We start from the raw sequence: 13,434 nt of genomic DNA on the forward strand, positions 1-13,434 counted from the left end.
CCGCAGGCGGACCGGGCGACCCGCGGGGAGGCGAGTGAGGATGGACGAGCCGAAGGCCGCACTGTTCGATGTCGACGGCACCCTGGTCGACACCAACTACCTGCACGTCACTGCCTGGTGGGAGGCGTTCCGGCAGGCCGGGTACCGGGTGGGGATGCGCGCGGTGCACCACGCCGTCGGGCTCGGCTCGCAGGACCTGGTGACCCACCTGCTGGGCGAGGACGTGTCCGAGGAGGACCGCTCGTTCGTCAGCTCGGCCCACAAGGCGCTCTACGGCTGCTACTTCGACCGCCTGCCGGCGTTCGACGAGGCCGGCAGGCTGCTGCGGAAGCTGGCCGGGAGCGGTTGGCGGGTGGTGCTCGCCACCTCGGCGGGCGGGCACGAACTGTCCGCGCTGAAGCGGGCGATCGACGCCGACGACGCGATCCGTGCGACGGCGAGCGCGGACGACGTCTCGCACGGCAAGCCCGCTCCCGACCCCGTCGAGCACGCCCTGGAGCTGGCCGGTGTGCCCGCCTCGCGTGCGGTGTTCGTCGGGGACTCGGTGTGGGACATGAAGGCTGCATCGGCGGCCGGGGTGGTGCCGGTGGCCCTGCTCTCCGGGGGCATCCCCCGCCATGACCTGGAGCTGGCCGGGGCCACGGCCGTCTACCAGGACCCGGCCCACCTCCTGAACCAGTTGGACGGCAGCCCCCTGGGCGGGTGAGCGAGGGCGGAGGGCGTCACCGGGTGGCCCGGGCCGGCTGCGGCCCGGGCCACCTGGGCGCACCCGTTCGGTTCCGGAGGCGGGCGGCGCGGTTCAGCCGCCGCCGCGCTCCACCGGTTCCTCCCGCACCACCTCACGCGGGTCCTTGTCGTCGCGCAGGCCCAGGAAGCGCGGGTGGCGCAGCATGCCGTCGCGGGTCCACTCGGTGAAGGCGATCTGGGCGACGAGTTCCGGGGCGGCCCAGTGGGCACTGCGCTCGCGTACCGGGTCGTCGAAGGGCGCCCGGTCGGCGTGGAGTTCGTCGAGTCTGCCGCGGATGCCGGCGAGTGTCCGCTCGTCGTAGCCGGTGCCGACCTTGCCGGCGTAGCGCAGCCGGTCGCCTTCGTAGTAGCCGATGAGCAGCGCCCCGAAGCCCTTGCGGGTGCCGGCCGGCTCGGTGAAGCCGCCGACGACGAACTCCTGGCCCAGGGAGCACTTGAGCTTCAGCCAGTTGGGCGAACGCCGGGGCTGGTAGCGGGAGTCCGCCTGTTTGGCGATGAGTCCCTCCCAGCCGCGGGCGCAGGCGTCGTCCAGGAGGTCCTGACCGCCTTCGTTGCGGTGGGTGGTCAGACGCAGCGGGTCGCGGAAGGTCAGGGCGCGGCGCAGCAGCGACTTGCGGGTGCGCAGGCGCAGGGCGCGCACGTCCCGGCCGTCCAGGCGGAGCAGGTCGAAGAGGTGGTACGTGACGGCGACGCCGCTGGCACGGATGGCGAGCCGGTTGGTCAGTCCCATGCGCTGCTGGAGGCGGCCGAAGTCGGTGCGGCCGTGGGAGTAGGCGACCATCTCGCCGTCCACGGTGAAGTCCCGGCACTCCTGTGCGGCGAGCGCCTCGACGATCTCGGGGTAGGTGGCGTTGAGGCGCCTGCCGGAGCGGGACAGCAGGAGCACGCTGTCCCCCTTGCGCACCGCGAGCACCCGGATGCCGTCCAGCTTGCGCTCGAAGATCCAGTCCTGGTCGAACTCGCGCCGGTCGCTGAGGGTGGCGAGCATGGGCCGGGTGGCGAGTTCCTCGCCGGGCGGGGCGTCGCGCAGCCGCCCGCGGTCCTCCTCACCCAGGCCGTCCAGCAGGCCCGTCATCCGCGCGCCTGCCGACCGCGGGTGGCGGGGTGGCGTTGCTCCTCGGCCTTCGGGGCCTCCTCCTGCGCGACCTGCCCCAGCGTCCGTCCGCTGAGGGCCGAGCGTGCCCGGCGGGGGTCCGGTGTCCCGGAGCCGACGCCGTCCTTGTCGGCCTTGACCAGGAGCCAGGACTGGTCCCCGTCGCCGCCGCGGAACCTGGTGAGGGCGAACTCGCCGTGCAGCTTCTCGCCGTGCAGACGGAAGGTGGCGTGGCCGTGCTCCAGGGACTCGGCGAAGGGCACCGGGCGGCCCCTGCGGTCGTGGCTGAGGGGCTGGTAGGTGCCCTCGTCCCAGACGATGACGGTGCCGCCGCCGTACTCCCCGGCGGGGATGACCCCTTCGAACTCCCGGTACTCCATGGGGTGGTCCTCGGTGGGGACCGCCAGGCGCCGGTCGTGCGGGTCGGTGGAGGGGCCCTTCGGCACCGACCACGACTTCAGCACTCCGTCGACCTCCAGCCGGAAGTCGAAGTGCATGGTGCTGGCGTCGTGGATCTGCACGACGAACCGCGGCTCCTCGCCCGCGGCGGCGTCCTCGCCGCGGGGTTCGTCCGTGACGTCGAAACTGCGCTTGCTGCGGTACGTGTGCAGCGCGTCCTTCTCACTCACTCCTGGTCTCCCGGTCCTCCGGCGTTCTCAGTCCCCTGCGTGCAGCAGCGCGGTGGTCTCCTCGGCGGGCAGTGCCGCCCCGTAGACCTTGCTGCCCGGCTGGTGCCGGCGGCCGCCACCGCCGAGCATCCCGGCGAGCACCGGGTCGAACCCGATGTCGCGGACGGTCCCGGCCACCACGGCCACGGCCTCCTCGTCGTCCCCCGACACCGGGACGGCCAGGCGGCCCGGCTCGCCGCGGGGCAGACCGCGGTCGCGGAGGTCGGTCCAGAGGATGGCGTTGAACGCCTTGACCACGTTGCCGCCGGTGTGGCGCTGGATCTTCTCGCTGGAGGTGGTGGCGTCGGAGTCCAGGTCGGGGTCGTTGCCGTCCCGCTCGGGGTAGTAGTTGCAGGTGTCGACGACGACCTTGTCCTTGAGCCGGTCGGCGGGCAGTTCGGGGTAGCGGCCGTAGGGGATGCTCACCACCACGAGTTCGCCGAAGTCGGCGGCCTCCGCCGCTGTGACCGTCCGCACCTGTCCGGCCATGCCGGCCGCCACGTCGCGGAGGGTCTCGGGGTCGCGCGAGTTGCTGAGCGCGACCTCGTGGCCGATGCGGCTGAAGTGGTCGGCGAGCGTGGCTCCGATGCGGCCGGCACCGATGATCCCTATCCGCATGCTCCGTCCTTTCCTCGCACTCCGCCGCCGTGGCGCGCCGCTCTTCGGGGCCCGCGCCGGCGGTCGGGGTCACACGCCCGCGGGTGCCCGGGCTCGGGACGGCGAAACGGGCACCCCTCCCCCACCGCCGCGGGCCCGGCCCGCGGCGGGGAAGTCTCAGCGTGCCGCGGTGAGCTCCGCCAGCAGTTCGCGGCCGCTCCAGCGGCGGCGGGCCCCCGGGGCGTCCTCCGCCTCGTGGACCAGTTCGACCAGGCGGGTGTTGGCGGGGGCGGCCACGCCGTGGCGGGCCGCGAGCTGGACCACCTGGCCCTGCAGGTCCTCGATCTCGGTGCGGCGCCCGGCGGCCAGGTCGTCGTCCATCGAAGACCTGGCCTGCGCGTCGACCCTGAGGGTGCCGGCGGCCACCCGGCGGAAGAGTCCGTCGGGCAGCCGGAGCACCCAGGGGGTCCAGGCGGGCGGCAGGGGCGTCAGCCGGGCGGGCCGCAGGCCGGCGGCGCGGAAGGCCGCGAGGGCCTCGGTCTGGCAGCGGGCCAGGCATCTGCGGTAGGCGCGGTCGCCGAGCTGCTCGCGGAGCGGCAGCCCGGACAGGGCGTTCACGGCGTTGTTGAGGTTCATCAGCAGCTTGGCGTGCTGGACGGCGGCCATGTCGGGGTGGGTCCGGGCGGCCAGCCCCGCGGCCCGGAGGACCTCGGTGAGGCGGCGGGTCGCCGGGGCGTCCGCCACCAGCAGCGTCCCCGCGGTGCCGCGGTGGCGGCCGGCCGGGGCCGTGGTGACGACGTTGTAGGGGACCATGCCCGCCACGACGGTGTGCCCCGGCAGGGCCCGCCGCAGGGTGTCGACGTTGCGCAGGCCGTTCTGCAGGCTGACGACGAGCGCTCCCGGCGTCAGGTGGGGGGCCAGCTCACCGGCGGCGCCGGCCGTCGCGGCGGACTTGACGGTCACCAGGACCACGTCGGCACCGGCGACCGCGTCCGCCGTGGACGCCAGGTGCAGCCGCTCGGCCGGTATGTGGCGGGCGGGCGTTCCGGTGGCGGTGAGGGTGAGGCCGTGGGTGCGGAGCGCGGCCAGTGGTGCGGAGCGCCCGACGAGGGTGACGTGGGCGGTGTCGGCGAGCATTCCGCCCAGGTAGGCCCCGATGTTGCCGGCTCCGAACACGGCGATCCGCAGCCGCCGGTCCGTCGTCTCCCGGGCCTGCCCGCCGTCGTCGGTGGCCGGTGTGTCCGCGGTGTCCATCGCCCGTTCTCCTCCCCCGGCGGACCGCCCGCCGCCCCCGCAAGCTACCTCCTGGACCGGTGCGGCGGACCGGGGCGGGCGGTGCCCGGCCGGTCCGGGCGGTGCGGGGGCGGGCGGGCCCTGGAGGGGGCCGGCCGGTCACCTGGAGCGCAGGCTCAGTTGCACCTCGCGCTCCTGGTCCCCGGCGACGACGCCCTCCTCCTCGACGGTGAAGGCGCGCCGGAGCGCGTCCTCCAGCAGGTGGACGGCCTGGATGCCGCCCTGGACCTCCGCGTTCACCGCGCCCTGCAACTCGGCGGGGGCGGGGTCGCCGACCGTCTGGGAGACGTCGAAGACGGAGGACCAGACGGTCGGGTGGGTGCCGGGGGTGGTGTGCGGGTGCTGGTCCGGCGCGCGGTCGGAGGCGAAAGCCGAGCCGAGCGCCGTGAACACGGCGTCCGCGTCGCTCTCCCCGCAGTCGCTGAGCTGGACCGTGACCTGGGTGGCTCCGGTGTCCGTGCTGATCGCCATGGTGGCCTCCTCGCGGTGTTGACGGCGTGCTGCGCCGTTCCTGGGTGGGCGACGTCCGCTCGGGCCGCCCTGGGGGCTGCGCCGGTGGGAGCCGTCCACCGCTGTCCACGGAACGCCTGCTCACGCCGGTCGCCACTCATGCATGCCGTGCGCCTCTTCAGTGCGTGGCGTGCGCCGGCGGCGGAGCGGCGTGTGTGTCCCGCAGGTCCGGGGTACCCGCGCGGCGGCGCTCCTACCGCGGTCCGGCGGATCGCGGGTGAGGCGCCGGGCCGCAGGTGGCGGCCGTGTCAGCAGGTTGGCAGCGAGCTGTGGAGAGGCACCGTGCCGGGCACCGCACTGATCGTGATCGACATGATCAACACCTACGAGCACCAGGACGCGCATCTGCTGCTCCCGTCGGTGCGGGAGGCGGTGGGTCCGATGTCCGCCCTGATCGCGCGGGCTCGGCGAGAAGGGGTCGACGTCATCTACGTCAACGACAACTTCGGGCGGTGGCGCTCGCACCACGACGAGCTGCTGGAGACGGCGCTCGCAGGGCCGCACGCCGACCTGGTCGAGCCGGTCCGCCCGGACGACGACTCGCTGTTCGTCGTCAAGGCCCGCCACTCGATCTTCTACCAGACCCCGCTGGAGTACCTGCTGCGCTCCCAGCAGACCGACCACATCGTCCTGTGCGGGCAGGTGACCGAGCAGTGCGTGCTCTACTCGGCGCTGGACGCGCACATCCGCCACGTCGGGGTGACCGTCGTCCGGGACGCCGTGGCGCACATCCACGCCGACCTCGCCGACGCGGCCCTGCGCATGATGAAGCGGAACATGGGAGCCGCCCTGGTGGACTCCGAGGACGCCGGGGTGTTCGAGGCGGGCGGGGCCTGAGGGGCACCGGGCGGGTGGCAGGGCGGGCCCGGGCGCGCGGGTGGGAGTCCGGGCCCGGCGCCCTCAGGCAGCGGTGTCAGCCCTCCTGGGGCCCCTCGCCCCTGCGGCTCTGCCCGTTGAGCACCTCGTCGACCTCGTGGCGGATCTGCTCGGCCACCCGGCGCGTCTCGTTCAGAACGTCCCCGTGCTCCTGGACCAGGCTGTCGTAGATGGGGGGATGGGACGGGGCGTCACTGTTCGACACTGCTGTGGTTCCTCTTCCGGTTCGTGCGTGGGGGGAGCCGGGGCGGCTGGGGCGGCCCGGCCGGTCGCGCCGCGACGCGACCGGTCGGCCACTCTAACCAGCGAGGTGAACCGGCATCTACCGGGGGGACCGCGGCGACCGGCCCCGCCCGCCGCGGGTGCGGGGGCGGGGCCGGGTGCCGCGCGGGACGTGAGTGCCGCGAGCTGTCAGGAGAGCTTGAGCGTGGGCTCGTACATCTCCAGCCACAGGGCGAGGTCGAGGGTGCGCTCCAGACCGTGCCGGGAGGCCTGGGTGATCTGCGGGGTGTCGCGTTCGACCGCCCGCTTGAGCCAGTCCCGGTTGACGAGTTCGAAGACCTGGTGGGACGGACGGGAGAGCAGCTCCTTGCCGTGCTGCTGGAGTGCGACGGCGTACTTGGGGTCCTGGGTGGAGGGGTAGGGGCTCTTGACGCGGTCGTAGACCGACTTGGGCAGCACGTCCGCGGTGGCCTCGCGCAGCAGGCTCTTCTCGCGGCCGTCGAAGGACTTCAGCGCCCACGGCGTGTTGTAGACGTACTCCACCAGGCGGTGGTCGCAGAACGGGACGCGCACCTCCAGGCCGACCGCCATGCTCGCCCGGTCCTTGCGGTCGAGCAGGACCCGGACGAACCGGGTGAGGTGCAGGTGGCAGATGCGGCGCATCCGGTACTCGAAGTCGCTCTCGCCGTCGAGCCGTTCGATGCCGGCGACGGCTGTGCGGTAGCTGTCCTGGACGTAGCCCGACAGGTCCAGGCGGCGCAGCAGGTCGGGGTCGAGGGCGCTCTCGTCGTTACCGAAGTGCCGGGCGAAGTTGACCAGCCAGGGGAAGGTCTCGGCGGTGCGTGCCTCCTCGTCGAAGAACTGCTTGTAGCCGCCGAAGACCTCGTCCGCCGACTCGCCGGAGAGCGCCACCGTGGAGTGTTCGCGGATCGCCTTGAACAGCAGGTACAGGGAGGCGTCCATGTCGCCGAAGCCGGCGGGTATGTCGCGGGCCCGGATGACCTTCTTGCGCACCTCGGGGTCGGCCAGGGCGTCGGAGTCCAGGACGATGTCCTGGTGGTCGGTGCCGGACTCGCGCGCCACGTCGTGCACGAAGGGGCCGTCGGGGGTGGCGCGCAGGTCGTCGGCGACGAAGTTCTCGGTCTGGCCGACGAAGTCGACGGCGAAGCTGCGCACCGTCTCCCCCACCTCACCGAGTTGGCGGGCGGCCAGAGCGGTCATCGCGGAGGAGTCCAGGCCGCCGGAGAGCAGCGTGCAGCGGGGCACGTCGGCGACGAGCTGACGCCGGACGATGTCGTCCAGCAGCTCGCGGACGTGTGCGACGGAGGCGTCGCGGTCGTCGGTGTGGGGCTGCGTCCGCAGCTGCCAGTAGACGTGCCGGCGCAGACCGCTCCGGTCGACGGTGACGACGGTACCGGGCTCGACCTCGTGCATGCCCTCCCACACCGCGTGGCCCGGGGTCTTGACGAAGGCGAACAGCTCACGCATGCCGTCGAGGGTGACCTCGCGGGCCGCCAGCGGGTTGGCCAGGATCGCCTTGGGCTCGGAGCCGAAGAGGACGCCGTCGGAGGTGGGGTAGTAGTAGAACGGCTTGATGCCCATGCGGTCGCGGATCATCACCAGGCGCTGCCGGGGCTCGTCCCAGACCGCGAAGGCGTACATGCCGTTGAGCCGTTCGGCGACGGCCTCTCCCCACTCGACGTAGCCGCGCAGGACCACCTCGGTGTCGGAGTCGGTGGTGAAGCGGTGGCCGCGGGAGGCCAGTTCCTTGCGGAGTTCGGTGAAGTTGTACGCCTCGCCGGAGTAGACGATGGCGTAGGTCCCCCGTTCGTTCTCGACCGTCATCGGCTGCCGTCCGCCGGGCAGGTCGATGATGGCCAGCCGGCGGTGGCCGAGGGCGGCCGGTCCGCTGACGTAGGTCCCGCGGTCATCGGGGCCCCGGCAGGACATGGTCTCGGTCATGGCGTCCACGGTTTCCTGCTCCGCACGCAGATTCCGGTCGAAGGAAACCCATCCGGCGATGCCACACACGTCGTTCCTCCAGCTCCGGCCGAGGGGCGGAACACGGCGGCCCCCGCCGCGCCCCTGCGGGCACGGCGCCGCACACCGACCCGCGGTCAGTTGTATCGAGCACCTATGTAACGACGATGTATCACCGACCGAGGGCGCGTCAACAGGCCCGTAACACCGGGCTTACCGGTCCGTAGGTTTCCGGCCGCCGGCCACCCCGAGTCGCGTCGGGCGCCGCCTTCCGGCCACCCGCGCGCCGCTGCCGTCACCCCGCGGCACCGCCCGCCCCGCCCCGGCCACCCGCCCCAGCCGGGCGCCCACCACGTCCAGGGGACCGGGCCCGCTCTGCGGCGGCATGGCCGGTTCTCGACGGTCCGGACGGCGGAGAGCGGCCGGACCCGCGAGGACGTACGGTCGACCCCGACACGCGGCGGCAGCGCCCGGCTTCCACGCCCCCGTCAGCCCAAAGGGGGAGAATGCCTGTTCGCGGACGCGTCTGACCAGCGCGGACCTGGGTAGAGGGAGCGAGCGGCCGTCCGGACGCACTCGGACGGCGCAGACAGCAGTGAGCTGAAAACGTGTACGCGTGCCGCTTTGCCTGGCCGGATTCCGGGCAGTGGCACATGGTTTCCAAGCAGTCAACGAGGCGCAGGTGGAGCCAGATGAACGTCAACAGGCGACGGTCTCCGACGAACCGCAGCGGCGGGAAGACGTCCGGTTTCGGTTCCGGCAGCGCCCGGACCGAGCGGATGACCCGTACCCTCCTGCGGCGGCGGAAGGACGCACTCGCCGCCGAGGACGTGAAGGTGGTCGACAAACCCCAGGTCCGGCGAGCCGTCTCGGCCGCCGCCCTGGGGAACACGATGGAGTGGTTCGACTTCGGGGTGTACGCCTACGTGGCCGCCACCCTGGGCAAGGTCTTCTTCCCCTCCAGCTCACCGGGCGCCCAGGTCATCTCCACCTTCGCCACCTTCGCCGCCGCCTTCGTGGTCCGGCCGCTGGGCGGTCTGGTCTTCGGGCCCCTCGGTGACCGGGTCGGACGCCAGAAGGTACTGGCCGTCACCATGATCATGATGGCGATCAGCACCTTCGCCGTCGGCTTCCTGCCCACCTACGGGGCCATCGGCCTGGCGGCGCCGCTGCTGCTCCTGCTCTGCCGGCTGGTGCAGGGCTTCTCCACCGGCGGCGAGTACGCGGGCGCGACCACGTACATCGCCGAGTACTCGCCCGACCGCACCCGCGGCTTCCTCGGCAGCTGGCTCGACTTCGGCACCTTCGTCGGCTACTCGCTCGGCTCCGGACTGGTCACCGTGCTCACCGCCGTGCTCTCCGACGGCCAGATGCTGAGCTGGGGATGGCGCATCCCCTTCTTCGTCGCCGGGCCGCTCGGACTGATCGGCCTGTACATGCGGCTGAAGCTGGAGGAGACACCCGCCTTCCAGGAGGTCGAGGCCAAGCACCGCGAGTCCCTGGCGGCGGGCACCGCCACCTCCGACGAGGACACCGACCGCGTGGAGCAGGCCCGTATGTCGGGCAAGGGCCGGCTGAAGGAGCTCTTCACCCACCACTGGCACGCCATGCTGATCTGCGTGGGCCTGGTGCTGCTGTACAACGTCACCAACTACATGGTGACCTCCTACCTCCCCACCTTCATGAGCAGCACACTGGGCGAACCCGCGCTCACCGCCCAGCTCCTGGTACTGGGGACGATGGTGCTGGTCGTCCTGTGCATCACCACCGTCGGCAGGTCCTCCGACCGGTTCGGGCGCCGCCCGATGTTCCTGTGGGCGGGCATCGCGATGGTGGTGCTGGCCATCCCCGCCTTCCAGCTCATCCGGCAGGGCGGCATCGTGCTCCCCGCGATCGGCTGCGCGATCCTCGGCCTGCTGCTGGTCTGCTTCGCCGGCACCAGCGCCTCCACCCTCCCGGCCCTCTTCCCCACCCATCTGCGCTACGGCGGCCTCTCGGTGGCGTTCAACGTCTCGGTGTCGCTCTTCGGCGGCACCACACCGCTGGTCGCCTCCGCCCTGGTGGAGTCCACCGGCAACCAACTCGTCCCCGCCTACTACCTCATGGTGGCCGGCGTCATCGGCGTGGTCTCCGCGCTCTTCCTCCGCGAGACCGCGGGCCAGCCGCTGCGCGGATCCTCCCCCATGGCCGAGTCGGAGGACGAGGCGCGCGAGATGGTCGCCGAGAGCCGCACCCAGGCCGGACGAGGCGCCCGTGACGTGTGGATCGGCCTGCGCCATGGCCACCTGCCCCACCGGCACCACGACGAGGAGTGAGGACGGCGCGGCCGGCAGGGGCGGCGCGGCGGGGGCTCGGGCCCGCGCCGCACCGCTTCCCTGTTCACCCGCCCTCGCCGCCCGGGAGGAGTGCGCGCACCGCGGCCACCGTGTCGGCCTCCGCGGCCGTCTTGTCCTCCCGGAAGCGCACCACCCGGGCGAAGCGCAGGGTGACGCCCTCCGGGTACCTGGTGGAGCGCTGCACCCCGTCGAAGGCGACCTCGACGACGAGTTCGGGCCGGACCACCACGCCCCACGGCTCCTCCGACACCGCCAGCTCCTGCAGCCGCTCGGTCTGCCATCGCAGCAGGGCGTCCGTGAGGCCCTTGAAGGTCTTGCCGAGCATGGCCGGCGAACCGTCCGGGCGGAGGGCCCCCAGGTGCAGGTTGGACAGCTTGCCGCTGCGCCGCCCGTGCCCCCACTCCGCGGCCAGCACGACCAGGTCCAGGGTGTGCACCGGCTTCAGCTTCCGCCACGAGGCACCCCGGCGGCCCGCACTGTAGGTGGACGCCAGCCCCTTGACCATGACGCCCTCGTGACCGCGCTCCAGCGTCTGCGCCAGGAACGCCCGGGCCCGCGCCAGGTCGTCCTCGTCCGCCCCCTCCCCCGCCGGCCCGGTGTCCACGAGGACGCGGCGGACCCGGTCGGGCTCGGGCACGACGGCGGCGAGCGCCGTGGCCCGTTCGTCCGCCGGGACGTCCAGCAGGTCGCGGTCTCCCACCAGCAGTGCGTCGAAGAAGACCGCGGAGACCGGCAGTGCCGCCCTGGCCTCCGCCACGCCGACGCGGGAGGCCACCCGCCCGGCGACGTCCTGGAAGGAGCGGGGCCGCCCGTCGGCGCCCAGCGAGATGACCTCCCCGTCCAGTACCAGACGCGGCGAGGGGTAGCCCAGCACCGTCTCCACCACCTCGGGGACCCGCTCGGTGATCTCCTCCAGGGTGCGGGTGTAGACCCGCACCGCCGGCCCGTCCCGGTGCACCTGCACCCGCACGCCGTCGAGTTTCTCCTCCACCGCGCAGGGCGCCAGTCCGGCCACCGTCTCCGCCAGGTCCTTGCCGGTACGGGCGAGCATCGGCAGTACCGGGCGGCCCACCTCCAGCCGGTAGGCGTCCAGCGCCGCAGGGCCGCCCGCGAGCACCGCGCCGGCGACCTCCCCGAGCGATCCGCTCAGCATGGTGGCCCGCCGCAACCGCGCCTGATCGATGCCGAGCGCCGCTGCCAGCCCTTCCAGGGCCAGCGCGTCCAAGGCGCCCTGCCGCAACTCACCACTGAGCAGCCCGATCAGGAAGCGCTGTTCCTCCTCGGTGGCCGACTCCAGGAGCGAGTCGACGAGCTCTCGCCGCCGGGCCTGGGCACCCGCGCCCGACACCTCGGCGATGCCGGCGAGGCGGGCGTCGACCTCGCGCACCGTGAGCGTCGGCCGGGTGGCCGCGGGACGCGGATGGCGCAGGACGGCCCAGCCCACACCGATGCGCCGCTGCGGCAGACGGCCGGCGAGGTAGGAGATGACCACCGGCGCGTCGGCGGGCTCCGCGCTGCGGAAGAGGTCCGCCAGCAGGGCGGTCTTGGCGGAGCGGGCCGAGGTGCGCGTCATCTCGTGGGAGGTTCTGGCCAGTTCGGACAGCAGCATGCCTCCATCGTCCGCCTGCCGGCCGTGCCGCGCAGGCAGGGACACCCGGTGCGCGTCCGCGAGGCGGGAGAGCGGCCGGGGCGGCCGGGGCGGTGCCGCGGCCCGTGACGGGCGGCACGCCGCACCCGGCCGGCCACCGCGGCGGGGCGGGGAGCGGGTTACGGTGGCCGTGTTCCACGGCCCTCACGTCCCGAGGCCGACGCCCGGGGGCGAACCGGAAGGACGGACGCCTTGCACGTAGACCTGACGGCGAAGACCGCTGTGATCACCGGCTCCTCCAGCGGCATCGGGCTCGCGATCGCCACGGAGCTGGCGCGCTCGGGTGCCCGGGTGGTGCTGACGGGCCGTGACGCGAGGCGGCTGGGCGAGGCCGGCGACCGGTTGCGGGAGAGCGTGCCCGGCGCCGACGTCTCGGCGCTGGCCGTGGACCTGGCCGACGAGGACGGAGCCGGCGAACTGCACGTGACCTTCCCGGAGCCGGACATCCTCGTCAACAACCTCGGGGTGTTCGGTGCGCGCCCGGCGCTGGAGATCTCCGACGACGAGTGGCGGACCTACTTCGAGACCAACGTCCTCAGCGCCGTCCGGCTGATCCGCACCTACCTGCCCGGGATGACCGGGCGCGGCTGGGGGCGGATCGTGAACATCGCCAGCGACTCCGCGCTCGTCATCCCGCAGGAGATGATCCACTACGGCGTCTCGAAGACGGCCCTGCTGGCGGTCTCCCGCGGCTTCGCCAAGGAGGCCGCGGGCACCGGCGTGACGGTCAACTCCGTCATCGCCGGCCCGACCCACACCCCGGGGGTCGAGAGCTTCGTACGCGAGATGGTGGGCGGGGAGCTGCCGTGGGAGGAGGCGCAGCGCGCCTTCATGCGCGAGCACCGGCCGCAGTCACTGCTGCAACGGCTCATCGAGCCCGAGGAGATCGCCCATCTGGTCGTCTACCTCAGTTCCCCGCAGGCCTCCGCCACCACGGGCGCGGCGCTGCGCGTCGACGGCGGTTACGTGGACTCCATCGTGCCGTGACGGCTCTCTCGCGCCACGTCAACCTGACGTATGTGTCTTGCATCTGACGGGGCAACGCGTCAAGGGGGCGCGGGGAAGGGTCACCGTCGGGGCGGGGAGATCTTCACCGGATCGGCGGGTTTGGGGAGTGAATCACCCGTTCGCCGCTCGTGCGACCGGCTACCTCCTGTGAGGCTTGAGGGACCCATGGTGACCGTCCCCGCCATCCAGGAGAAGTCATGATCCTCACCATCTCCGGTGTCGTCCTGCTAGGCGTCATCGTCTTCCTCTTCTTCCGCAAGGACGGCCTGAAGGCCTCCCACGCCCTGGTCTGCGCCCTGTTCGGCTTCTACCTGGCCGGCACCGCGCTCGCGCCCAGCATCAAGGCCGGCGGGGCGAGCCTGGCGAGTCTGCTCGGTGGGTTGAAGTTCTAGCCCCTCCCGGCCCGTTCCGCGGACAGCGGGCGGGCCGGGGTCGCCGCGTACGGGCGGCGAGCGG

General features: G+C 73.0%; 12 protein-coding genes and 1 pseudogene. 5 read left to right on the forward strand and 8 right to left on the reverse strand.

All coding sequences use genetic code 11. From position 1 onward, the window contains the following. The first annotated feature begins 40 nt into the window (after window positions 1-40). Window positions 41-706, forward strand: coding sequence for an HAD family hydrolase (locus tag ACFV3R_RS08945; RefSeq protein WP_385577882.1), 666 nt, complete (start codon window positions 41-43; stop codon window positions 704-706). 93 nt (window positions 707-799) lie between these two features. On the opposite strand, the gene ligD is transcribed toward ACFV3R_RS08945, so the two are convergent. The 5 genes and pseudogenes from ligD to ACFV3R_RS08970 all read right to left on the reverse strand — a co-directional run bounded on the left by ligD (window position 800) and on the right by ACFV3R_RS08970 (window position 4,869). After that, entirely contained in the window at window positions 800-1,822 is a 1,023-nt protein-coding gene (ligD, locus tag ACFV3R_RS08950; protein ID WP_385577885.1) for a non-homologous end-joining DNA ligase, read from the reverse strand. After that, a complete protein-coding gene (locus tag ACFV3R_RS08955; RefSeq protein WP_385577889.1) occupies window positions 1,819-2,469 on the reverse strand; it encodes a DNA polymerase ligase N-terminal domain-containing protein in 651 nt (216 codons plus the stop codon). The genes ligD and ACFV3R_RS08955 overlap by 4 nt, the downstream gene beginning before the upstream one ends. Before the next feature lie 27 nt (window positions 2,470-2,496). Further along, window positions 2,497-3,135, reverse strand: a pseudogene (locus ACFV3R_RS08960) (NADPH-dependent F420 reductase); the annotation flags it as partial. 147 nt (window positions 3,136-3,282) lie between these two features. Beyond that, on the reverse strand, window positions 3,283-4,359 hold the full coding sequence (locus ACFV3R_RS08965; protein ID WP_385577892.1) for a 2-dehydropantoate 2-reductase: 1,077 nt from the start codon (window positions 4,357-4,359) through the stop codon (window positions 3,283-3,285). 138 nt (window positions 4,360-4,497) lie between these two features. Next, window positions 4,498-4,869: a hypothetical protein gene (locus ACFV3R_RS08970; RefSeq protein WP_385577895.1), complete on the reverse strand. Its 372-nt coding sequence runs from the start codon at window positions 4,867-4,869 to the stop codon at window positions 4,498-4,500. Between the two features lie 321 nt (window positions 4,870-5,190). Here ACFV3R_RS08970 and ACFV3R_RS08975 point away from each other — a divergent pair, with 321 nt between their 5' ends. Then, window positions 5,191-5,745, forward strand: a complete 555-nt coding sequence (locus ACFV3R_RS08975; protein ID WP_385577898.1) for an isochorismatase family cysteine hydrolase — start codon at window positions 5,191-5,193, stop codon at window positions 5,743-5,745. Between the two features lie 76 nt (window positions 5,746-5,821). On the opposite strand, the gene ACFV3R_RS08980 is transcribed toward ACFV3R_RS08975, so the two are convergent. Further along, window positions 5,822-5,989: a hypothetical protein gene (locus ACFV3R_RS08980; protein WP_385577901.1), complete on the reverse strand. Its 168-nt coding sequence runs from the start codon at window positions 5,987-5,989 to the stop codon at window positions 5,822-5,824. A 206-nt stretch (window positions 5,990-6,195) separates the two neighbouring features. Then, a complete protein-coding gene (asnB, locus tag ACFV3R_RS08985; protein WP_385577904.1) occupies window positions 6,196-8,037 on the reverse strand; it encodes an asparagine synthase (glutamine-hydrolyzing) in 1,842 nt (613 codons plus the stop codon). 728 nt (window positions 8,038-8,765) lie between these two features. Between asnB and proP the strand changes: the two genes are divergently transcribed. Beyond that, window positions 8,766-10,301 carry a glycine betaine/L-proline transporter ProP gene (gene proP / locus ACFV3R_RS08990; RefSeq protein WP_385577907.1) on the forward strand — a complete coding sequence of 512 codons (1,536 nt, stop codon included), beginning with the start codon at window positions 8,766-8,768 and terminating at the stop codon, window positions 10,299-10,301. Between the two features lie 64 nt (window positions 10,302-10,365). On the opposite strand, the gene ACFV3R_RS08995 is transcribed toward proP, so the two are convergent. Further along, entirely contained in the window at window positions 10,366-11,931 is a 1,566-nt protein-coding gene (locus tag ACFV3R_RS08995; RefSeq protein ID WP_385577910.1) for an ATP-dependent DNA ligase, read from the reverse strand. Between the two features lie 231 nt (window positions 11,932-12,162). Between ACFV3R_RS08995 and ACFV3R_RS09000 the strand changes: the two genes are divergently transcribed. Continuing rightward, window positions 12,163-12,957: an SDR family NAD(P)-dependent oxidoreductase gene (locus tag ACFV3R_RS09000; RefSeq protein ID WP_385577913.1), complete on the forward strand. Its 795-nt coding sequence runs from the start codon at window positions 12,163-12,165 to the stop codon at window positions 12,955-12,957. A 218-nt stretch (window positions 12,958-13,175) separates the two neighbouring features. Then, window positions 13,176-13,370: a hypothetical protein gene (locus tag ACFV3R_RS09005; RefSeq protein ID WP_385577916.1), complete on the forward strand. Its 195-nt coding sequence runs from the start codon at window positions 13,176-13,178 to the stop codon at window positions 13,368-13,370. Window positions 13,371-13,434 lie beyond the last annotated feature (64 nt).

It is taken from the genome of Streptomyces sp. NPDC059740 (assembly GCF_042733155.1).
GTDB lineage: Bacteria > Actinomycetota > Actinomycetes > Streptomycetales > Streptomycetaceae > Streptomyces.